Source organism: Sorangiineae bacterium MSr12523, assembly GCA_037157775.1.
In the GTDB taxonomy this organism is placed as follows: Bacteria; Myxococcota_A; Polyangia; order Polyangiales; family Polyangiaceae; genus Pendulispora; species Pendulispora brunnea.
Window position 1 is genome coordinate 12,660,400 of record CP089982.1, and the last position, 20,124, is coordinate 12,680,523.

The 20,124-nt window shown below is 61.7% G+C and carries 18 protein-coding genes; 7 read left to right on the forward strand and 11 right to left on the reverse strand.

The window, feature by feature from the left end:
* Positions 1–277: 277 nt before the first annotated feature.
* Positions 278–718, reverse strand: a complete 441-nt coding sequence (locus LZC95_50315; GenBank protein WXA94601.1) for a hypothetical protein — start codon at positions 716–718, stop codon at positions 278–280.
* A 94-nt stretch (positions 719–812) separates the two neighbouring features.
* The gene (locus LZC95_50320; GenBank protein ID WXA94602.1) at positions 813–1,115 is read right to left on the reverse strand and encodes a hypothetical protein; all 303 of its coding nucleotides are present in this window, start codon (positions 1,113–1,115) and stop codon (positions 813–815) included.
* 497 nt (positions 1,116–1,612) lie between these two features.
* On the opposite strand from LZC95_50320, the gene LZC95_50325 reads away from it, so the two are divergent.
* A complete protein-coding gene (locus LZC95_50325; GenBank protein WXA94603.1) occupies positions 1,613–1,858 on the forward strand; it encodes a hypothetical protein in 246 nt (81 codons plus the stop codon).
* Between the two features lie 90 nt (positions 1,859–1,948).
* On the opposite strand, the gene LZC95_50330 is transcribed toward LZC95_50325, so the two are convergent.
* Positions 1,949–2,212, reverse strand: coding sequence for a hypothetical protein (locus LZC95_50330; GenBank protein WXA94604.1), 264 nt, complete (start codon positions 2,210–2,212; stop codon positions 1,949–1,951).
* 451 nt (positions 2,213–2,663) lie between these two features.
* Between LZC95_50330 and LZC95_50335 the strand changes: the two genes are divergently transcribed.
* The 3 genes from LZC95_50335 (at position 2,664) to LZC95_50345 (ending at position 4,562) form a co-directional block, all read left to right on the forward strand.
* On the forward strand, positions 2,664–3,560 hold the full coding sequence (locus LZC95_50335; GenBank protein WXA94605.1) for an amidoligase family protein: 897 nt from the start codon (positions 2,664–2,666) through the stop codon (positions 3,558–3,560).
* Between the two features lie 292 nt (positions 3,561–3,852).
* Positions 3,853–4,194 carry a hypothetical protein gene (locus LZC95_50340; GenBank protein WXA94606.1) on the forward strand — a complete coding sequence of 114 codons (342 nt, stop codon included), beginning with the start codon at positions 3,853–3,855 and terminating at the stop codon, positions 4,192–4,194.
* A 161-nt stretch (positions 4,195–4,355) separates the two neighbouring features.
* Entirely contained in the window at positions 4,356–4,562 is a 207-nt protein-coding gene (locus tag LZC95_50345; GenBank protein ID WXA94607.1) for a hypothetical protein, read from the forward strand.
* Positions 4,563–4,590: 28 nt separating this feature from the next.
* Here LZC95_50345 and LZC95_50350 read toward each other — a convergent pair whose 3' ends face one another.
* From LZC95_50350 to LZC95_50370, 5 genes are all read right to left on the reverse strand, one after another.
* A complete protein-coding gene (locus tag LZC95_50350; GenBank protein ID WXA94608.1) occupies positions 4,591–5,976 on the reverse strand; it encodes a UvrD-helicase domain-containing protein in 1,386 nt (461 codons plus the stop codon).
* 34 nt (positions 5,977–6,010) lie between these two features.
* Positions 6,011–7,723: an ATP-binding protein gene (locus LZC95_50355; protein ID WXA94609.1), complete on the reverse strand. Its 1,713-nt coding sequence runs from the start codon at positions 7,721–7,723 to the stop codon at positions 6,011–6,013.
* Between the two features lie 1,137 nt (positions 7,724–8,860).
* The gene (locus tag LZC95_50360) at positions 8,861–9,553 is read right to left on the reverse strand and encodes a hypothetical protein (protein ID WXA94610.1); all 693 of its coding nucleotides are present in this window, start codon (positions 9,551–9,553) and stop codon (positions 8,861–8,863) included.
* A gap of 286 nt (positions 9,554–9,839) precedes the next feature.
* Entirely contained in the window at positions 9,840–10,463 is a 624-nt protein-coding gene (locus LZC95_50365; GenBank protein WXA94611.1) for a hypothetical protein, read from the reverse strand.
* A 175-nt stretch (positions 10,464–10,638) separates the two neighbouring features.
* Positions 10,639–10,983, reverse strand: a complete 345-nt coding sequence (locus LZC95_50370) for a hypothetical protein (GenBank protein WXA94612.1) — start codon at positions 10,981–10,983, stop codon at positions 10,639–10,641.
* A gap of 669 nt (positions 10,984–11,652) precedes the next feature.
* Here LZC95_50370 and LZC95_50375 point away from each other — a divergent pair.
* Positions 11,653–12,003, forward strand: coding sequence for a hypothetical protein (locus LZC95_50375; protein ID WXA94613.1), 351 nt, complete (start codon positions 11,653–11,655; stop codon positions 12,001–12,003).
* On the opposite strand, the gene LZC95_50380 is transcribed toward LZC95_50375, so the two are convergent.
* A complete protein-coding gene (locus LZC95_50380; protein ID WXA94614.1) occupies positions 11,960–13,033 on the reverse strand; it encodes a zinc-ribbon domain-containing protein in 1,074 nt (357 codons plus the stop codon). The genes LZC95_50375 and LZC95_50380 overlap by 44 nt on opposite strands.
* 1,580 nt (positions 13,034–14,613) lie before the next feature.
* Between LZC95_50380 and LZC95_50385 the strand changes: the two genes are divergently transcribed.
* Positions 14,614–15,123 carry a DUF4240 domain-containing protein gene (locus tag LZC95_50385; GenBank protein ID WXA94615.1) on the forward strand — a complete coding sequence of 170 codons (510 nt, stop codon included), beginning with the start codon at positions 14,614–14,616 and terminating at the stop codon, positions 15,121–15,123.
* Between the two features lie 400 nt (positions 15,124–15,523).
* On the opposite strand, the gene LZC95_50390 is transcribed toward LZC95_50385, so the two are convergent.
* A complete protein-coding gene (locus LZC95_50390) occupies positions 15,524–16,027 on the reverse strand; it encodes a hypothetical protein (protein WXA94616.1) in 504 nt (167 codons plus the stop codon).
* A complete protein-coding gene (locus LZC95_50395; GenBank protein ID WXA94617.1) occupies positions 16,027–17,751 on the reverse strand; it encodes a hypothetical protein in 1,725 nt (574 codons plus the stop codon). The genes LZC95_50390 and LZC95_50395 overlap by 1 nt, the downstream gene beginning before the upstream one ends.
* A 95-nt stretch (positions 17,752–17,846) precedes the next feature.
* On the opposite strand from LZC95_50395, the gene vgrG reads away from it, so the two are divergent.
* Positions 17,847–20,120, forward strand: a complete 2,274-nt coding sequence (vgrG, locus tag LZC95_50400) for a type VI secretion system tip protein VgrG (protein ID WXA94618.1) — start codon at positions 17,847–17,849, stop codon at positions 20,118–20,120.
* Positions 20,121–20,124 lie beyond the last annotated feature (4 nt).

The following is a 20,124-nucleotide window of genomic DNA, read 5'->3' on the forward strand; positions in this document are numbered from 1 at the left end:
CGTCGTTAAGATCCAATCTTCGGGTATCGACCAACCATCGGCAGATGCCATTCGCTTTGAAGCGGGCGGTTCCGTATCGATCGCGGGCGATTGGTTGCATCGGGTGATTCATGGTCTTTCGTCCTCACTCTCGCCGCACGCGTCGCGTTGGTCAATATGCCTTGAGGTATGTCGATGGAAAGTGCGGGGTCGGCGCCCAGTATCGGCAAAGCATGGTCAGGACGGGCGAGAAGGCCGCGTCCTCGGGTTCGCTCGGACCGGCCCCACGCGGCGGCGGTCACTCGTGCGCCACGATCGGGCGCTCGCAATGGTCGAGGGCGTACTCGAACCAGTACTGCAACCACAGGAGCAGCGCTAGGTCGCGATTAGACTCGGCGCCGTCTTCCGCGGCCAGATCCGGTACGGCGTTCGGGTGTCTCCGACACCAGGACTCGACGCAATTCTCTATGCAAGACAAGGCGGTGAGATCAAGCGGGACGCAGCCCGCGTTTGCACCCGAGCGCATCAACCCGTCGCATTTGTCGAAGAACAGGCCGGACAGGCCCGTGCGTTTGCAGAAGCCTTCCCAGACCGGGCGCGGTACCCGCAGCTCGTTGCCACCGTCCGCAATGAATTGGGGTGCGCCGTCGCGCTGTATGGTTACGACCCCCGGCCGGGGGGACCGCCCAGGGTCGTCGTACAGTACTGCCGCCTCACCAATTCGGATCGTATAGTCCATTATCCAAATCTCGACTTCGAAGGGAATCTCAGCTGTCCTTGCCGAACCGGGCAATCCGGGAGGGCGCCATTGACGCCCTCGCCGGCCTGGCCGCTCAGCGGCCGGACCGCACCAGTGCCTCCCACGCGTTGCGACTCCCGCACTGCCTCTGCGGCCCTTCGCAGAGGAAAACGTCCGTTTGCGGGAGCCGTGCGTCGCGATCGGTCCACCGGTCCTCCGAGTATCTGCGGTCGTCCGGATCTTCGGCCTCGTCTCCGCGCTCGAGTGCGACGACTGCGCCCCGGGTCGTCATACCGGCCACTTCATACTCGAAAGGCACGTTCTCGCCGTTCATCAGGAAAATGTCCGCGTCCCGGTTACAACGCTCGAGTAGCGCAATCAATTCGAACACCTTCATTTTATGGTCTCCTGTGGGGGGCCGTGCGCCGGATTCCCCTTCCTCTATGACCAGCAATGATGCGGATTGTGTGCCTGGTCATGGGGGGGCCGACATTCCGACAATTTGACCTAAGTAAGCCGTGCTGTGACAATAGAATCATAGGCTTCAGCGAGAGTGCGGATTAGCCGGACTTTATGGCTGATTCCAGAATCATAGGGCTCGCAAAACCTGCGCGATATGGTAACGCGGCAATGGTCGTAATCGCCCATAATAAAGTGGCCTATTTCGCCGCCCTCGGCCTTGATGAGCAACGAAAGACGACTCAATGATGCCTTCACAAAGGGTATTTAGAATGGACTACACAATTCGGATTGGCGAGCAGGTGACGGTCGGGGTCGGCGATTCGGAGATCGCGCCGCGTTCGGGAGTCGAAGTACTTGTTCGCGACGACGCGCCGTTCGGTCGGCTCCAGAACGCGTTCACGACGTCGTACACTGCATGGTCCATCGACGGGATTGGAGCGCCTCTTTCTCGATGAACAAGTAGGCGTACTGCGCCAGCACCCCGGCTGCGTCGCGCTCGAGTACGTGCACGTCGCCATCCTGGAAGGGGCAATCGAAGTTTGGAAGGAGACCTTTCCCGACGCAAAGCCGGGCTTCAGCGAAGGCGAGGACGCGGACCTAGCCACGATGACCTGGCTCGCCTATTGGATGCATTGGGCCCTCGAGCAGTGCGTCCAGCCCTCTGTCGAGAATCGGTAGACGAACGCCCCGGGGGAACGGGTGGCCCGCACGCCGAGCGCTCTTGTGACGGCGTCGCGGGCGCCGGTGAAGATCCGTACGCGCGGAACGCTACACGCGCCGCGCCAAGCCCGCGAGTAGCATCTCCCGGATCAAGGACGCGGAGATCTCCTCGGCGCTCGCCCCTTGAACGTCGAGCTCGAGCCCCTCGATCCGGCGCGTGTTTTTGACCACCCAGGCGACATACTCGTGGACGGTGAGCCCGTCGACCCCGAACGCCAATCGCTGCATCGCGCGCACGACGTCCAGGGGTGTGCCTGCGAACGTGCGGCCATCCTGAAGCTCGATTTTGAGGTCCTCGTCGGTGCGCGCCATCGGACAAACGTTACCACGGATCCACGGTCGGTGCCGGCCACGACGGCCGGCCAGAAGGTATCGTCGATGCATCAGGTCAATGACGCCGCCCAATGCTCCGGTCTCGTGAGACGGCGGCGCGAACAGATGGTCCCGGTGTGCGGTTTCTATACCCATGTCGGCTGACCATGCGAATCAGGGGCCAAATGTCTCTCTCCAGGCGCCCGCGCCACTTTGTATCGACGCCCCCCTGATGCTCGAATCAGGGTCACGCGGCCATCCGCCGATTCGCGCGGCTTTCGCTATGATGACAGAATCAGGCTTGAGGCGATTGCCGCAAATTTGCGGCCATTCTCTATGATGTATCCATCATAGTCGCACCCTCGTCATCGGACTGCGCAGGGGCGGCAACACGCGAAAGGCCGACGATTCGTGACGTCCCTGGCCAGGTAACATCATAGTCGGCGCGTCAATGTCAGGCCCGAAATCCGCATTGCCGGGGGGCGTGACCAACGCGATCAAGACACTTAGGTTTGGAATCGAAATCGAAGTCGCCAATTTGAGCCCGCGTCGGCTCGCCATGACGATTGCCGCGGCGGTCGGCGGCCGAATCATCGGTGGGGACGCCGAAGACGGCTTTTCGGTGCTCGATCGCTACGATCGTGTGTGGACGGCCATCCTCGACCTCTCGATCGTCGGCACGGAGAGCGGCGAGGTGGTTTCCCCGATTCTACGCTACGAAGACCTCGCCGAAGTCGCCGTCGTCGTGCGCGCCGTCGCGCAGGCCGGCGGAAGGACGAATCGGTCTACGGGAATCCACGTCCATGTAGACAGCAGCCGCTTCGACGCAGCGTCGATGACGGAGCTTGTCCGGCTGGTCTACCGGCACGATCGCCTCATCGAGTACGCGTTGCGCATCGACCCTTTTCGACGCGAGAGCTACTGCAAGCCCGTAGATGCCACGTTCGTCGAACGCCTTGAGGCGCGCGGGGCAACCATGGCGGACGTGAAGGACGCCTGGTACGGACGGGCCTTCGTTTGGCGCGACCGCGCGGATCCGACCCGTTATCACGGGCTCAATCTGAACAGCGTATTCTATCGCGGTACGGTGGAACTGCGGCATTTCAACTCGACGCTCGACCCGAACCTCGTAGTCGCGTACGTGCAATTCGCGCTCGCCCTCAGTGCGCGGGCGCTCTCACCGGGCACGGAGCCGACGCCGCGCGCGCCGCAGGAACTTCGCTTTATGACGGCGAAATTCGACTTTCGAGTTTTCCTGCTGCGTCTGGGGCTCAAGGGCGACGAGTTCGCGGCGGCACGGCAGGCCCTCCTGGCCCCCCTCGGAGGCAAAAGCACCGGGGCTCGGTAGCCAGCACGGGACCCGTCCTCACCTGGGGCGGGCCCCCCCTGATTCCTGAATCATAGAGAAACGCCGAACATTCGGGGCCTCGCCCGAAAACTATGATGGGTGAATCATAGCGATTGCTGCGGATAATCGCGATTTGGTCTCCGCGCCCTGATTCAGGAATCGCGGTGGCTGGCAGTAGGGTAACGAGTCCCGGCGACGATATCAAAACAATGAGGTTGGCGCGAAATCGGCATGACGGAAGGATACGCGCCGCACGGCAAACAAGGGCCGCTTTTCATATGGAGATTCGAAAATGAGCAACTGGGCGACGATGACCCGCGAACAACTGAATCTGTTTGGGCTTGAAGTGCTTAGCGGTGTGAAATGGGCGCTAACCCAGGTGAAGACACTCGACGGCACGAGACGGCCTTGCATTGACTTCAAGTTTCCGGCTGGAACGTCGCGCCGTCTCGTACGCGCGGGCTTGCATTGCATCGCGGCGGCCGTGGAACTGGCTTCCCCGAGCCATGCGGGATGGGGCGTTCTGATCAACGAGTACCACGGCCACGGCCGCGTGTACCTCGAGCTCGAGGGCGACACGGAGATTGAGATCGAGCAAGGAGTCGCGTGCCTTCGGGAAGCTGTCGAACGCTAGCGTACGAAAGATCAAGTTTTGTACAACAAGGTCTTTACCCGGCATTTTGTTGGTGTTTTTGATATGCCCTTCGGGCAAAACAAGCTACCGGCGACCCGGCGTGGGGTCGTCGAGGCCGCTCGCGCGACATCCGCAAGGCCCACTGATGCGCGCGCTCGCCCATGCCGATCCTTCTCTACCCCGACGCCGCCGTTGGGGACCCGAGGCTGAACGCTTACCACGACGTGCAGCAGGCAGTCGCCAGCGTAGGCTTTCTGGAGGGGGCACGCGCCGGCGACCCCCGCTACGATGCGGAGCGGTCGCGACTCATGGCGGTCGCTGACCGCGTCGTCCACGACTGCCTGGTGGAGGGCGTGTCGTCAGTCTGACGAGACGTCGTGCTCGAGGAGTGACGCTCTACACCGTTGGCACAGAGAACCTGACGCCTTGTTGCTGTGACAACACCGTTAGTGATCGTGCACCTCTGGTGACGGCAACGTAGAAATGACGAGCACCGTCTCCGGGCTGCTTCGAGTTCTCGAACTCGTTCGCGTCGAGAACGAGCGCATGATCAAATTCCAACCCCTTGATGAGGAGCGTGCGGGACACGCTTCGCGGCTCAACAGGCCGGCCGGAGAATCGTAGCCGATTTCGGATTTGCCATGCCGTTTCGCGGAGTGATGGCCGCGTGCCTCGGGCCACTTCCGCGACTGCTTTGATGGCTTCGCGCCAAAGCTCGCGGCGAAATAGGCGAGCGTCCGGTATCAAGTCTACGGACTTCATCGCGTGCCCGATGTCGCCCCAATCATCTGTCGTTGCTGCCTTGGCGAAGGCGTTCGAGATCGGGCGGAGTTTTTCGGATCGCAACCCTGGCGTGCGTCCGTCGTCGAGCGCGCGCTGCAGCGCATCGAGCCCAGCCCCAACTTCGGTCCAACACTCCGCCGCAAAACGAAGAACGCGAGCGGACCGAGCATATCCGGTGAGCCTGTCGATGTCGTCAGCGAACCGAAGCAGGTCGTTGCAGTCCATTTCCTCCATCGAAGAAAACACGCCGCCGACGTTCCGAGCGAATGCGTGCGCGTCGCTGGGCCATTTGCGGATTGCAATGATCTGTCCTTCCGACTTCAGCAGCGCGAAGGCTTCACGCCGCTGGTTCTCGGGCGTCGCGAGTCGCCACACAATGGGGGCGTTCGAAAGGTCGATTCGGTCGCCGCGCAAGAGTGCGGGACGAATCGCAAGGAGCCATTCCCCCAGGGCATCGTTCTTTCCGCGCCATCGCCACGGAACGTCGAGCGTTCCCAGAGGCTCGAACGCGCGCTCCACAGTATCTGACCACGAAAGGTTACCGCCGGCGAAGCCGAAGATTCCTTGGAGGGGGTCTCCAAGGACGCAGGTGGGGACAATGCCAGCGAGCTTCTCCACAATCTCGTGCTGTCGCGGTGTGCAATCCTGGTACTCGTCGACAAAGGTTCGTGCGTAGGTGGCACCAACAACGGCCCGAATTGCACGACGGTCGAGCAATTCGAGCGCGGCATCGTAGACGGCATTCCACTGCCCCTTCACGGGCTGCTTTGTCGAAAGTCTCGAGCTCGCCGGGTATGCCGCGGCATATCGCAGACACCATCCAGCAATGGTCTCGACCTGTACGCGGTCGCGGTCGTGTCCCCCACCTAACCGCTTCATACGGTCGCGAAGCGCTTTGACCCCTGCATGGGTATGTGTGAGTACGAGCGCACGGCCACCGGACATCGCCCGAACTGCGCGAACGATCAACTCCGTCTTTCCGCACCCGGCGGGCGCCACGACCGAGGCGCGCTCTGCACGCAGGAGTGCATCTTCATGCACCGTAGGCCCACGCTTCAACGGCGGCGAGTGTCTTCGCCATTGACGTTTCGGGCCTCGTCACGATCTCAGCGCCGAGGACTTCTCCAAATAGCTCTCCGGGGGCGACCTGTTTGAACCAGCCCTTCGACTTCGCGGTCTTGCCGAGCGCCTGTCGCAAGTCGCGCTTCGATTTACCCGGGAAGTTCCAGCGAGCAAATTCGCGCGGGAGCATCTCTTTGATTCCAAGCTGCCCACGCACAGCATCGAGTGCGCTTTCCTCCCCGGCGTGCCCGAAGGCGATCTCCAGAAGTTTTTGAAGGCAATCGTCCGATGCGTCTTCGATGACGCGCTCCTCCGTGGAACAGGCACCCTCCCATTCGAATACTGTCAAGTTGTGCTTCTTTAGCGACTTACTCTCTTCCGGGGTAAGGGGTACGTCGGAGTCTCGAAGCAAGGCCACGGCATAGCCCAGTTCCGCCATCTGGGTGGCCGTGCTCACTGCCTCCGAGCCGTTGCCGTCGACTAAGGCGACACCACGAGCCTCAAGAGGTTCGTTATCGTGGCGACTCGCCCAACCCTCCCTTAGACCGCGGAGTAAACCAACCTCGGTCTTTCCTTCGCAGACGACGGCTTTTCTACTGAGGAACGCCTCCGGGATACGGCGCAAATACTTCTGAAGGCCCGGCGCGGGCTGGTGTAGCGCGAGCGTACCTCCTACGTTACGCACCACGCTAAGCTGCGGGCACGCGAGCTCTACGATCGTCGTCGCCGAGTGCGTTGTCATAATCACCTGACCGCCTCGGCCCTTCGCTTCTCCGCCTTCGGGCGGCGCGACCGCGGTGCGGAGAACCTTCAACGCGTGCCGGATCCGATGCGGCTCGAGACCGTGCTCGATCTCGTCGATTAGTACAATGGCGCCGTCGTCGATCGAAAGACGTTCAACTGCAAGCGCAACCAACCTGCGACTTCCAAGTCCCGCCATTCGCAGAGGAATTCCTCCGTCATGAAGCGAAAGAACGCCGAGGCTCATTGAGGCGCGCTGCGTGTCCAATCCGGCCGCGAATGAGCCCGCGGCGTAGGCGCCGAGCTTGACGGAAGCTTCCCTGACCCTACCAGCAGAGTCGTCTAGCCACGGCAGGTTGCCGGCGCCCAGAAGCTCTCGTGCCCTACGGTAGGCGTCAGCAAGGACCGGCGACGTTCTTTCCTTGCTGCTTCCCAGGCGTGCGAGGGCCGAGCCCTGCGACCAGGTCAGATGACGCTCGACGTCAGCGCCCAGTCGAACGACCCCGAACAGCGAGCGGTCGCGCTGCGATAGCGTTTTGGGCTCGCTGCGGTTTGTAATGAGCTCCCAGGAAGGATCCAAAGAAGAATCGGCGCTCGCTCTTACGGTCACTACAGGTTCGTCGTCTTCGTCCGGCTCATCGTGAAGCTCGCCGTTCTGCGACCATCCACGCAGATGAAGTCCCATGCGCTGCTCTCGCAGCGCCTCATTAGGTAAGTCCCCAACGGTTACGAGGACCTCAATCGTCTTCGAAGTGTCGCCACGGTAGAAATCCGCATCGGTGAGAGATAGCCATCGTGGGCTAAGGGCGATTTCGAGCGCATCGAGAATGGTCGACTTCCCGACGTCGCCCGGACCGACTAACACGGTAAACGGTGTGGCAGGCTTCCAATCGAGGTATTCTATTCCGCGAAAATTCTTGATCGCGAGATGTCGAACTTGCATGGCAAAGGTTTGTATTTAGGATCTTCAAACAGCGTCAAAGCCATCCGCGGCGGTAACGAAGGCGCTTTCCCTTGTTCAGAAAGTTCCGCACGTAGGGCACGCCTGTCAATGTGGGCCCGAACGACTGATGTCGCTCCGCTAAGAGGGCCAAGGGCCTGATCGCGACTGAACCGCAGAGGGAGGCCAATCCCGCGTACCCTGTGTGCCTTCGACAGAGAAGCCGGGCCCCACTTCTCCAACGTGAAGCAGATCGTCCATGCGATCATCGAGCCCGTGGGCGGTCGGTAGGGCTGCGGCACCGGCGAACACGGTTCGGTTGCCTCGGTGGCCTACCTCTTTATTTGGACCTCTGGGATCATCACCTCAGTGGCGCGACCGCCAAGGTCATGATGAATCGCTATGCGATCCCGAGTCTCCCAGGATCGCAGCGGCGTAAGAGAGCGAACGAGGCCGATGCGCCCGTCGCCCTCTCGTACACAGTAATGGCTCGTCATAGCCATTTCCTCTTCAGAAAGTTGGCGAAGGCTCATGGTGTGGATGAATTCACCGCGCGTCACGATGTCGCCATAACCGCTCAAGCAACCTTGCCTCCCATAGCCCGTGATTCGAAGCAGTGGTCCACCAAGGTCTAGGTAAACTGGCTTTCTCGTAGCACCGAGTGTGCGACGCCTGGAAATCCAGCGGAACTCGGCCCTTGCATCCGTTCCGAGCCATGCGAGAAAGCGCCATGGCTCAGTATTGAAGACCCATACCATGTTCCCATAGAAGGCTTCGCGCTCTCGAACGTCGTCTTTCTTGAGATACGAATGCTGCAGCTCAATGACCAGCCCGTCGCTTGGTCGGCGAATGTCCGCGCGGTGCTCCCGGAAATCCCATTACCACTTCACACCATTCTGGATCCGCACGTGACTGCCAATCACGATGCCATTGCGTTTCACTTTCCGCCCACGGGTCACACTCGTTTCTCCCTTTGGCATGCGCCCAATGCCAAATCTTCCGGTTGCCGCATTTGGCCCCAACGGGGTTCATACATTGCGGGCACGTTCCCGCTGCACCCTTTGCTGGGGTTAGTCGCTTTCCCGTCGAGTCAAACGCGTAGAGCATGGTCGTTCGTGCCTCGTCGTGTGATCCGGTTACTCATATTAGCCACGACGAAGGTGGGAATTCGCCTGACTCGTACTGCTTTAGACGGTCTCTGGCGGTCGGCGATGGCTCCAGATCTCCGCTGAGGATGGTGCCAGTGCCAACGGTTGTGCGATCTCCCGATTCTTCGAATTTGGGAAAATCTGCAATTTGCAACGCCAGTCGGAACGAGGGATCACGATCCGGGAATGTCTTGTTCAAAAGCGACTCAAACTCCAAAATGAGTGTGGCGATGCGAAATATCATCTCTTCCGCGGCTTCTCGGTCGGGATAAATCCCGGCGTGAATGGCGTCGTTTCGAATTTCACTGAGGCTGCGGTCGAAGTGTGGCGGGGCTTTCCCGGATACGACAGAAACTACTGCTAGCGCAGCACCTATTGCTCTTTCGGAATGGCGGGTCGCGTGCTTTTTTAGCTCGCTCCGAAGGCCTGGAATGTCGCGTGGCGTGAGAGTTTTGTCAGACTCATATCGTGCTCGGAGCGGCACGTTTGGAAGATACATGTCGAGGGCAGTGTACGCGTCCAATACCGCGTCGCGGAGGTCGCCTGTCGATAGCCGTTGGAGTGCTCGCTCGTAAAGGAGCGCGTAGGCAGGTGCCGCGATGGCAACGTTGAACCCGTGACCCTTATCGCATGTGGCGCGTGCCGCTCGTTTGTCGGAGATAGTGACAGCAATATTTTTGCTCAACGCTGCCTCGACCTGCGCGGGCGTATGCTCGCTGTGCAGGACGTCGTGCCAGCATCGTGGACAGTTAACTCGAACTCGCATGTATTCCCTTCTGCCCAGAACGCTCGAATCGAGCGGTGAAGGCGTCTATGACTGGAGTGCTACGCAACCGCCGTGCCATCGGGCCGCTGACGCCGGACGCCGCAAATCCGCCGCCACGTGTCCCTTCTCCATCTATCTGATTAGATAGACACGATATCCTTGGATAAAGTCCGGCCGGCCAAATGGGACTGTCGATGTCAGCGCTTCACGGCGTCTCGGAACTCTCGGCCAGTACCTGCGCCCAAGGCTCCCACGTAGCTCCCGGGGCAGCCCACCAGGGGAGGTCAATGCAGAGCCAGGGCGTAGAATCCCCGGCTGCTTGCCGCAGCTTGGCCACCGCGTCGAGGAACGGTTGATGATCGCCGGTCGCGGAAGCGAAGACTATGACCTTGGCGAGCGCCGTCATGTGCGCGACCTTTGCCGCATCGTGGACCACCGCGAGAATGGAGGCTTGCTGCGAGCGCGCGTCTCCCCACTCCGACTCGAGGACGAGCGTTATGCGCCCATCTCGCGGTGAAGGAATCGAGTGACAAAGGTCTACCAGAAATTCAGCGCTTGTCTTTCGGGGCGGTATCTCCAGCGCGAGTGTCTCGGGGGCGGCGTGGCGCCAGTTCAGGTTCCCCAGTCGCTGAACGGGGCGAGCGTCCGCGCGAGCCCCCCGCGGTGCTGTCATCGCGAACCAGTCGAGCACGAACTCGGTGTACCCGGCCGTGGTGATGCCCGGTACGTCCAGCTTCAGAGCATCGGCGACGAATTGGTCGCCGCATTGCCGAAGCTCGTCGACTCTGTACTTTGTGAAGACGAATTGCGAACGCGTCTCGTGGTTCACTTCGGGATCCCCCTCTGGTGAAGGTTTCAAAGCGGTCCGTGGTGGTGATTACATCGCGGAGCGGCACGGGTGGCAACGCCCGGCGCGCCGCAACCTGACGATATCGCGCAACCCCCGCGGGTGACCGGCCGACATCACAGATATGCAGCCGTCCTTCCGAGCCATCGAGACGCTACTACGCCCGGCGGATCCGCTCGTGCGGGATGCTGCAGGACGTCCTCTCAGGACGGCGCCGGACGGACGTATCCGCCTGGTAGGTGCAGCCGAGCAGATCGAGCTTGCGCCCGCGGGCGCCGCGGCACGCGATTACTGGCTCGCGACTGCGTTGCTCGGTTATGACGATTTGGATTTCCAGCTGCTGCGGAGCAGCCTTCTGGCGCATGGGCACGTGGCGATGGGTGCCGTCGTTGGTGCGCGTCCGGGTGCTGGCGCGGTGCTGCTCGTCCCACTCGATGAAGGGTTCGCGCTGCACGGGCTCCGCGTCGGCACGGCGGGCCCGTTCGAGGAGGCGTTCTCGCAACGGCGCATGACGTGGTCTCTGGATGATTGGGCGAACTGGGTGTCACCAGCCGAAGGTCGAGTGCGGCCCCGTATCCGGCGGCCGACGCGGACAGAGCTTTGGAATGCGCCAAACATACGGCGGACGGCCGTATCGGCTTCCGAGAGTTCGCGATGATGGTGCTGCGGCCCCTTACCGGTGCCCAATCCCGAAGAAAGCACGCACCCGTCGTTGAGCTGAACTTGAAGTGGCTCAGCATTTGCTGATGCTTTCATCATCGAGCATGAAGTGGCGCCGCTCATCGCGAAGCCGAACCCGGCCGTCACGGCAAAAGGTGACGAAAGCTCGTTCCGCTGAGGCCACCGCAAGAATTGAAGCTAGCCTTACTATCGCGTTCCAGAGGACCAATGCCCGGTGCTGGCGGGACTCGTCGTCGGCTTGGACCTTCTGGCGCAAACTCCGCAAGCCGCGAAAGAAGCATTGAATAATTGGAACGCTGGCGCGCACCGGCACGTCGATGTCGCGAAAGACCGCGATCCGTCAACCCGTCAGCTTCCATGCCGGCACCGCCTCGTCTTACTCGCGCTTCGCGATGCTCCTCCTCGCAGCGATGCTGGAGGGGGACGGCCCCTCACGTGAGCACGGAACCCAGGCGATTGGGACGCGTGGCATCCAGGACACGTCTCCGGAGTGGCGGCCGTCCTCGAAGCCTTCCATCCGCGGACCGACGTCGACAATGGCTTCGACCTCGACAAGACGGTGGGCATGGTGCGCGACGCAATGAACGCGCTCGGCGCGCGCGTTCAAATGGTGGCCCCCCGGCAGATCGAGGCGCCGGTCGCGGGGACGGACTCGGTCACGATCACCCCAATCGTGCCGCGTGGTATTCGGACGCGTCCGGCCGAGAAGCACTGGGCCGCCGCGCAGAAGCGGCGCCCTCGGCGCCTTCGGACTTCAGGTCGGGCGCTCGGGAGCGGGCATGTGGACGCACTTCGCTTCACGGCCCTGAAGCGGCCGGACGTGCACGGCGCGCGCAGATAGGACATCCGCTGCCGAGACGGGTGCGGTTGGAAAGCAATGCGGGCCACTCGTGGCCCGAGACACACTTCCACCAGAATTTCCGATGGTCCCCCGCGAGAATATCCCGCGGCGTGAGGGGTGCGTTTTTCTTGGGATGCCATTCCGAGGCCACGCGAGGATAGGTAACCTGGAGCGAATTCGTGACCGAGAGCCTGCGCCCGGCGCAGTAGGGGCAGGGGTTCTTGGCGGCGATGCGCGCAACGATCGTGCACTGCCACTCATGGTCGTCCCCCTTGGGACACTTCCACCAAACGCGCTCGCGGCTGGTCGACGAAACCCCGCTCGGCTTGAGCGGGCCGTTTTTCGTCGGATGCCAGTAGCGCGCAAACGCCGGTGCTATCGCCTTGAGGGTCGTCGTTTTCGACGGAAGAACCTTGCGGCACATCGGGCACTTCGGATGTCGGATTCGCTGTGCGACGGAAGCCTCCCACACGTGGTCGCCTCCTTCGGGGCACTTCCACCAGCGCTTCGTGTACGAGTGCACGGTGACGTGGTCGGGCATGATGCTGCCGTTTTTTGTGGGGTGCCACCATGCCGCAATCTTCGGCGCGATGCGGGCGAGCGAGTTGTCTCTGCAAACCCGGCGGCCTATGCAAAAGGGACAACCGTAGCCCTTGCGCGTGCGATCCTCGACCTTGGTTCGCCAGACGTGGTCCGGCGCCTTCCGGCATCGCCACCAGACGAGACGGCATGACGTCGCCACCACGTCGTCCGGGGTCATGCTGCCGTTTTTCGTGGGGTGCCACTGCTCGGCGACGGCCGGGAAATTCTTGGCCAGAGAGTTCGTATAGGAAACACGCCTGCCCGAGCAATACGGGCAACCTTGTTCGGCGGCCGCGCGCCTCCAGGGCGTGGCTTGCCATAGGTGATCGGTACCGACGGGGCACTTCCACCAGATCATCTTGTCCGATCCGGCCCCGACGCTCTCGGGCGTGTTGGGAAGATTGAGATCGCGGACCCATTGGGCAACGAGGTGCGGGAAATCTGCCACGAACTTCGACGGAGAGGGGCGGTGATTCGTGGATGTCCCATGGTGAGAGCGGACGCGCGTTTCAAAGCGCATCGGAACGACGACAGGGCTCGCATTCGCGGGGGCCGTCGCGGCACATACGGGACAGCCGCTGCCGACTCCCGCGCGATTGTAAACGCTGGCGCGCCACTCGTGGCCGAATGTGCACCGCCACCAATATTTCCGTTGCGCACCCGGTAAAACGTCGGCAGCGGTGACGGGTGCATTGTTCGTGGGGTGCCATTCCGCGGCGACCCTCGGATATCTGGCTTGAAGGGAATTGGTGACGGAGAGTTTCCGGTTATTGCAAAATGGACAGGGGTGTTCACTCCGCATCCGCACCTTGATGGCGCAGGACCATTCATGATCGACGCCTGCAGGGCACTTCCACCATACTTTGCGTGACGAAGTGGGCAGCACGTCGCGCGGCTTCAGCGATCCATTTTTGGTCGGGTGCCAGTAGTGAGCGAACTCGGGTTCGACCGCGGCGACGCTCTCGGACGGAGCCGTCGCGTGCGCGCTGCACATGGGGCATCCCACCTTCTTGCGCACGCGATAGCTGACCGGCGCCGACCAAACGTGATCGGTTCCCTTCGGGCACTGCCACCAGTACGACGTTCCGCTGTGCACGGTCACGCGGTCCGGTGTGAGCGGACCGTTTCTCGTAGGGTGCCATTGCTGCGCGAGCTCCGGAGCAAGCGTCGCGATCGAGTTGGTGACGGAGAGACGTGGCCCGGCACAAAAGGGACAGCCGTTTTTCCGGCGCGAGCAGTCGTCGACGGTGGTCGACCATTCGTGGTCAGGACCATTCGGGCACTTCCACCACACGCGGCACGAGGACGTGTCGAGGATATCCTGCAGTCGGAGCTTGCGATTTTTGGTGGGATGCCACAGGTGCGCAAGATCGGGAAACCGCTCGGCGAACCGCTTTACGTGCTCGGCAGGCTGGTCCCCACACGTAGGGCATCCGCTCCCGCCATATGCCCGCTCCCAAGCGCTCGCTTGATACGTGTGTGGCTTCGCTTGCGCAGGCACTTCCACCAGATGGGCTGATAGGAGTGGGAATCGACGCTCGCCGGGGTGTTGGGAAGATTGCGAGCGCGGTGCCATTCGGCAACGAGCCGGGGGTAGTCGGCAATGGCCCTCATGCGTTTCGCTTGCCACCCATAGCACGACCGCGCTCGATGCGGCGACCTTCACACCTTTCATGCAGGAGACGCGGGGGTTCGATAGGTCGCACACGGTGCCCGCGTGCTCTGGGGGTAAGGCAGACGCCCCACGACGGCCCTCGACGGGGAAGTGAAATACGGCTCGAAGGCCGCCGCCGAGCAACCGGATTGATGTGCCCAGGAGCGAAAGGCTCTGGGGACGGCAGGCGATGGTGACGTGATACTAGCCACGAAGGGTGACGGCGTCTTCGTGCAGGATCCGTAAATGTGACCCGCAGACGGCGCAGTCCCCATCGTATCAACCGCCTTTCGACGCCATTGCTCGACGTGGGCTGCGGTCCTAGCGTTCGAGAAGTGTTGACTCGGCCCCTCGAGGACAACGGAACGACGGAGATGGCGACGATGAATTGGTCCAACACGGCGATGTCTGAATCAGTGTTTTGGCAAATTATCGGCCTATTCAATTGGAACAAGACCGGGGATGACGACGAGATCGTGGCTCCTGCGGTTGGCGCGCTGTCGCGCATGCGCGTGGAGGATATCGAGAAGTTCGACGACATCCTCGCGGAGAAACTCTTCGCACTCGACACAGAGGCGCACGCGAGGAATATTGGTGAAGAATCCTATGTCGACGAAGATTCTGACTTCTCCGTCGATCTCTTCCTGTACGCGCGATGTTGTGCCGTGGCGAATGGTAAGAGTTTCTTTGAGGAGGTCCTCGCCCATCCGGAGAAGATGCCCAAAGACATGGAATTTGAAAGCATCCTCAATCTGGCCGGTGACGCGTACGTGCAGAAGACCGGCGAAGAATTCGAGCACACCCCGTCGACGAGCTACGAGACGTTCAGCAACCGCACGGGTTGGGCGAGGGAAGGGGAATCGCCGCAGGATCGCGGTGCTTGACCCCACGGCGTGCGGTCCCCGCGTGTCGTAGCGGGACATCTGCGCCGGATCGGGCCTAGGCTGAACCGACAAACGGGAGGGCGACCACTCTCCCGCTTCCCAGCATCCACGCGGCCATGGTCATTCCGGTCTTTGCCTGTTGCCTGTTGCACCACGTGCAACTCAAGCGGAGGCCCCGGTTCCGTCAAACGCTCGTGAAGTTCGAGGACTCCGTCTCCCTCGCCGAGCTGATGCCAAACAAAATCGTGTTCCACACGGGGATCATCGGCCCTCTATCGGGAGGAGTTGCGGGGCGATGTGAACGGAGGGAGATCCCTCGGCGGATCCAATCGCTGGAGCCGCGTTCGGCCAACAACCCTCCTGCCGTGGTTCTCCGAATCCGGCGATCTACGCCTTCGCGTTAGAGCGCGGCAAAGGTCATGAGGAGTCCATCATGAAAGCGTATGGCCCCGCCGGGGCGGTACGTGCCACGTCGCATTTTGGATGCGTCGTACTTCGGTCCGGTGAGCGCGCGCGAAGCCCCCGCGTCCTGTAGCTCGGTGACGAGTGGTCCCAGAACGGCGGACGCAATCTCGGTACGGAGAACGATGGTGCGCGTTCCTTGGGCTGGGCCGATGATCGGCTCGAGCTCCGTCCAGCCGGCAGCGTCGAGCTCGAGGTACACGTACAACCCAAGATCGGTCGGCCCGGGCAACAAGGAACCTTCGTCCGTCTGGCCAAGCGGCATCTCCACCCAGCGTCCGTTTCGAATCGGGATACTTGGAAGGTTGATGATGTCGCGGAGCTTGTCGAGATCCGTGCTCACGGCCACGGGCGCCGGCTTGCGGATGGTTGCTTTGTCTCGGGAACAGCCGGCGGATAGGATGGCCGTGGCCAGCAAAAGGTTCTGCAGGACCACGCGCATTATCGCGCCCCCGGCTTCTTGACGTTCTGGTCACCCGGCTTGGCACGAGGGTCCGCGTTGTGGCGCAATCCCACTGTGAAGGTGATCGTCCGTTTCAACGTGCCGTATTGCATGAACTCGTGACCGAGGCCACTCACCTCGAAGCGACCATTCACGGCGTCCGGCGTGCCGCTCCCCATGTCTTTCTTCCTTGGATCAAAGTTGTAACGATCGGCGCCGTGCACGGTCAGGTCGATTGTGAAATGGCGCGTGCCGGCGATCGGATCCATCTGGACTGCGACCGTCGCTTCCATCCAAATCGTGAATCCGCCGACGGACTTCTGCCAGTTCTCGGTAGCAGGATACGGGTAGCGCGCGGAGTCACCACACGTCACGCCGTCGGTCTGCATGACGAATGTCGGCCTCGAGGTTTGGTCGTGGATTTCGATCGCACCGGCACGTGCATCCTCGATGATCGACTCGAGTGTCGTCATCCCCGACCCATCGATCGCCACGTCGGGAACCGCTTTGTTTCGCGTGGAGCTGACGTAGCGGTCGAAGTCGAACTTCCAGTCCTCTCCGTTTCCGTGGATGAAGTGATCGTACGCGAAGCTTCCGTCGTAGAGATCGGGGCGCAAGAGGATCGCGCCGGCCAAGATGAGCTCCCACTTCCGTTTCTCGAGCTTGTCCTCTGCCGTGGCGGGTCGACGCTTGGCGGGATCGATATTGCCATTTCCGTCGTCCAAGAATCCGTGATCGAAGGCGATATCGGGAGCCGATGGCGACGTGACCTGTCGGAACGAAGCATAGACGTCCGGCGGTTCGCTCGCCGGACTTGTGTCCTTCCCACGTTTCTCGTGTTGGGCTCGGACTCCACCACCGGGAATGAAGTTCGGATCGTTGGAGGCCAGGAGGATCGGCTCATCGTTGCCGAGGGGGAACTCCTTCTGCTCGGGGATCTCCATGCGAGGCGGTTCAAGGAGCAAGGTGTGTTGGACGGCGTCCTTGACCGTGAACGAAGGGACATCGTCCGCTAGTTCGCGAACCGTCACATCGGAGCCCTCGGGCGCCTTGCGCCTGCGGGCGGACGTCCACCGCTTCGTGAGTTTTTCCATGACGGCGGCCGCATCGGCCAGTCGCGCACGGGCCTCGGAGGCTTGAACCCCCGACCAACGCGCGATCCCTGCAGCGTCCGTCGTGACCTTCTTCTGCTGCCCGTTGGCCTCGAAGATCAGCTCGATGCCATCGACCGCATCCCCAACCGGATCGACGGCGCGGACGGTGAAGGTACCGGCCCGCTCTTGCACCTCGGACTGCGGTTTGCGCTCGGCCGGCTTTCCGTCGTGCTCCGGAAAGGGCCAGGGCGGTTCATGACGCTCGAACTGGAGAATGCCCGCCTCTACTGCCGCGTACAGCACGGTGCGTAGCTCTGATTCGAACCCGCGCAGTCGGCGGTGCTGGTCGACCGTCGGGCGTGGGAGCTCGTCCGCCAGCCGTGATCCTGCCAGCGCGTCGTAGATAGCGAGCAAATCCCTTGCCGGGTCGTCGGACAGCGCCCCACACGTGTCGAAGGCGTTGTAGATGATGTGCGAAAGAGGCCCCTCTCGCGGGAGTACCGGCTCCCGCTCAGCCCGACCGGATGAGCTTTCCTCGCCCCCACCGATGTCCGCCGGGCCCGCAAGCCAGAATCGCCACGTCTGGTCATAGGAATCCTTGACGAGCCATGTTTCGAATCCCCATTCCACGGTGCCGACCGTAGCCCCTCCCCCCGCGGCGCCGCAACTACTGCGGAGAGGTGGTTGCAACGGGTCCGCGGGACGACGATCCTGCGTCGAAGCAAATGCCTGCTGCTCTTGACGCTGCAAACTCCCTCTTCGGAACGGTGCACGAAGACATCGAGTACTCGCTCGAAGTCACGGACATCGACGGCTCTCTCCTCCGGGTGGCGTCCTTCACCTGCGTCGAAAGGCTCTCCAAGCTGTTCACGTACACCATCGCCGTTGGCACCGATCCGGACCCTGATTCGATCGCCGGACTCGAGGAGGCTCTAGGCCGCGATGCCAGCTTTATCGTCAAGCAGGATGGCAAAGTGGTGCGCGCGATTCATGGGATCGTCACGGACGTGATTCCCGATGGCGCCTTTATCGGCAAGACGCAGATGCGTGTCAGCTTCGTCGTTCAGCCACGTATGGCGAACCTGTGCCACAGTGGCGGGTTCCGAATCTTTCAAGACAAGGCTATCCACGAAATCGTACGAGAAATCTGCGAGCCCGAGCACGTGGAGTGCCTCTGGAACGTGCACGGCACACCACCGAAGCGCGTCTACTGCACACAATTGGATGAGAGCGACTTCGATTTCATCGTGCGTCTCGCGAGCGAAGAAGGCATGCACTTCTTCTTCCAGAGCGATGAGCAGAAGACGACCGCCATCTTTGTCAACGAGCCGGATGGCTACGAGCCCATCGAAACGGATCTCGAGCTCCCTTTCAATGATGCGAGCGGCGCCGTCGATGGTGAACACGTTCGAAGTATCCGGCGCACGAAGAGCATCCGCACCGGTGCGTTCGAACACCGAGACTACGATTTCACGAAGCCGAAGGAAGTATTGCTTTCCCGTACCGAGACCGCGGGGAAGGAGACGACAGGCAATTCGCATCGCCGCGAGATTCGTGATTATCCGGGTCGATTCAACGACAAATCCGAGGCGGGGAAAAAGCTCGCTCAACGAAGATTGGAGGAGCTGCGCTCGGACGCCTTCGTGCTCACGGGCAGCGCCGTCTCTCAACGCTTCGCGGCGGGAAAAACGTTCACCCTCACCGGGCATCGGGAGGACGGATTCAATCGAAAGCTTCTGATCACGAGCGTCGCCATGGACGGTGCCGTGCAGGGCGCGCGGCAAGACGGTAGCGGCTTTCGCGGCGCCACCAAGCTCGTCACCTTCACGGCGGTGCCCGCCGAGGTTCCCATCTATCCTAGGCGGGTGCCAAAGCCTGCGAGCAGGCTCCAAAGTGCACGCGTGGTTGGGCCCAAGGATGGCGACCCGTACGTGGATGAATACGGCCGCTTCAAAGTACAATTCTATTGGGATCGAGACGGCAAGTTCGACGAGAAGAGCTCGTGTTGGGTGCGCACCTTGACGCCGGTGGCCCATCTGGACGAAGGTTTTTGGCAAGCACACAAGGTCGGCTCCGAGGTGGCAGTAAGCTTCTTCGACGACGATATCGATCGGCCGGTGATCATTGGTGCCGTTTACAATGCCGCGCAGCCCCAGCTGTATCCGTTGCCAAGCCAGGTGGCCAAGAGTACCTGGCGGACCAACAGCATTCCGGGAAATAACGGCTTCAACGAGATAACGCAGGACAACTCCGCCGGGCGCGAGGAGTTGTTCATGCATGCGCAAAAGAACCGGCGCACAGTCGTCTTGGCAAACCACAACGAGACTATTGGTGCCAACCAGTCCTCAACCGTGGGTGCGAATCAAACGGTCACCGTTGGCGCGGCGCGCACGGTCACGGTCGGCGCAGCCCACACGGTCAGCGTCGGCGCCAACGAAACCAACAGCGTCAAAGGTAAACGCACCGAGACGGTGGACACCGGCGAGTCCGTGACCATCAAGGCCGGTCGCTCCCACACGATTTCTGGAGGGGACACCCTCGGCGTCACGGGCAAGCGCGGTGTGACCGTCAGCGAGGCGGACACCCTCAAGGCGAAATCCAAAGAGATCACCATCGAGACCACCTACGATCTGAATGCCGGCACGTCGATCACGATCCATCACGGTGGGGATTCCACGCTGATCCTCAAAGCGGGCGAAGCGACGCTGAATACTTCAACCAAGATCGTCTTCTCGAACCCCTCCGGCACGGTCACCCTGGCGGACAACAAGGTTTCGATCGTTGCTGCGAGCGAAATCTCGCTCACCGCGGGCGCCGCCAAGTTGTCGCTCAAGGCTGACGGCACGGTGGCCATGAGCGGTGCGAAAGAAGTCGGGGTATCTTGCAACGCTGCCAGTGTGAAGCTCGAACCGGCGATGTGCACGGCCAACGCCCCCGCCATGAACCTGACGGCCTCCGGCGCCATGCAAGTCTCCGGAGCTCTGGTCAAAATCAATTGAAGGT

What these genes read in the sequence shown, in the direction of transcription:
- LZC95_50330 (WXA94604.1), bottom strand. Translation starts at nt 2,212, where the DNA reads ATGGCGCGCACCGACGAGGACCTCAAAATCGAGCTTCAGGATGGCCGC.
- LZC95_50385 (WXA94615.1), top strand. Translation starts at nt 14,614, where the DNA reads ATGGCGACGATGAATTGGTCCAACACGGCGATGTCTGAATCAGTGTTT.
- LZC95_50315 (WXA94601.1), bottom strand. Translation starts at nt 718, where the DNA reads ATGGACTATACGATCCGAATTGGTGAGGCGGCAGTACTGTACGACGAC.
- LZC95_50390 (WXA94616.1), bottom strand. Translation starts at nt 16,027, where the DNA reads ATGCGCGTGGTCCTGCAGAACCTTTTGCTGGCCACGGCCATCCTATCC.
- LZC95_50345 (WXA94607.1), top strand. Translation starts at nt 4,356, where the DNA reads ATGCCGATCCTTCTCTACCCCGACGCCGCCGTTGGGGACCCGAGGCTG.
- LZC95_50320 (WXA94602.1), bottom strand. Translation starts at nt 1,115, where the DNA reads ATGAAGGTGTTCGAATTGATTGCGCTACTCGAGCGTTGTAACCGGGAC.
- vgrG (WXA94618.1), top strand. Translation starts at nt 17,847, where the DNA reads ATGCCTGCTGCTCTTGACGCTGCAAACTCCCTCTTCGGAACGGTGCAC.
- LZC95_50340 (WXA94606.1), top strand. Translation starts at nt 3,853, where the DNA reads ATGAGCAACTGGGCGACGATGACCCGCGAACAACTGAATCTGTTTGGG.
- LZC95_50335 (WXA94605.1), top strand. Translation starts at nt 2,664, where the DNA reads ATGTCAGGCCCGAAATCCGCATTGCCGGGGGGCGTGACCAACGCGATC.
- LZC95_50355 (WXA94609.1), bottom strand. Translation starts at nt 7,723, where the DNA reads ATGCAAGTTCGACATCTCGCGATCAAGAATTTTCGCGGAATAGAATAC.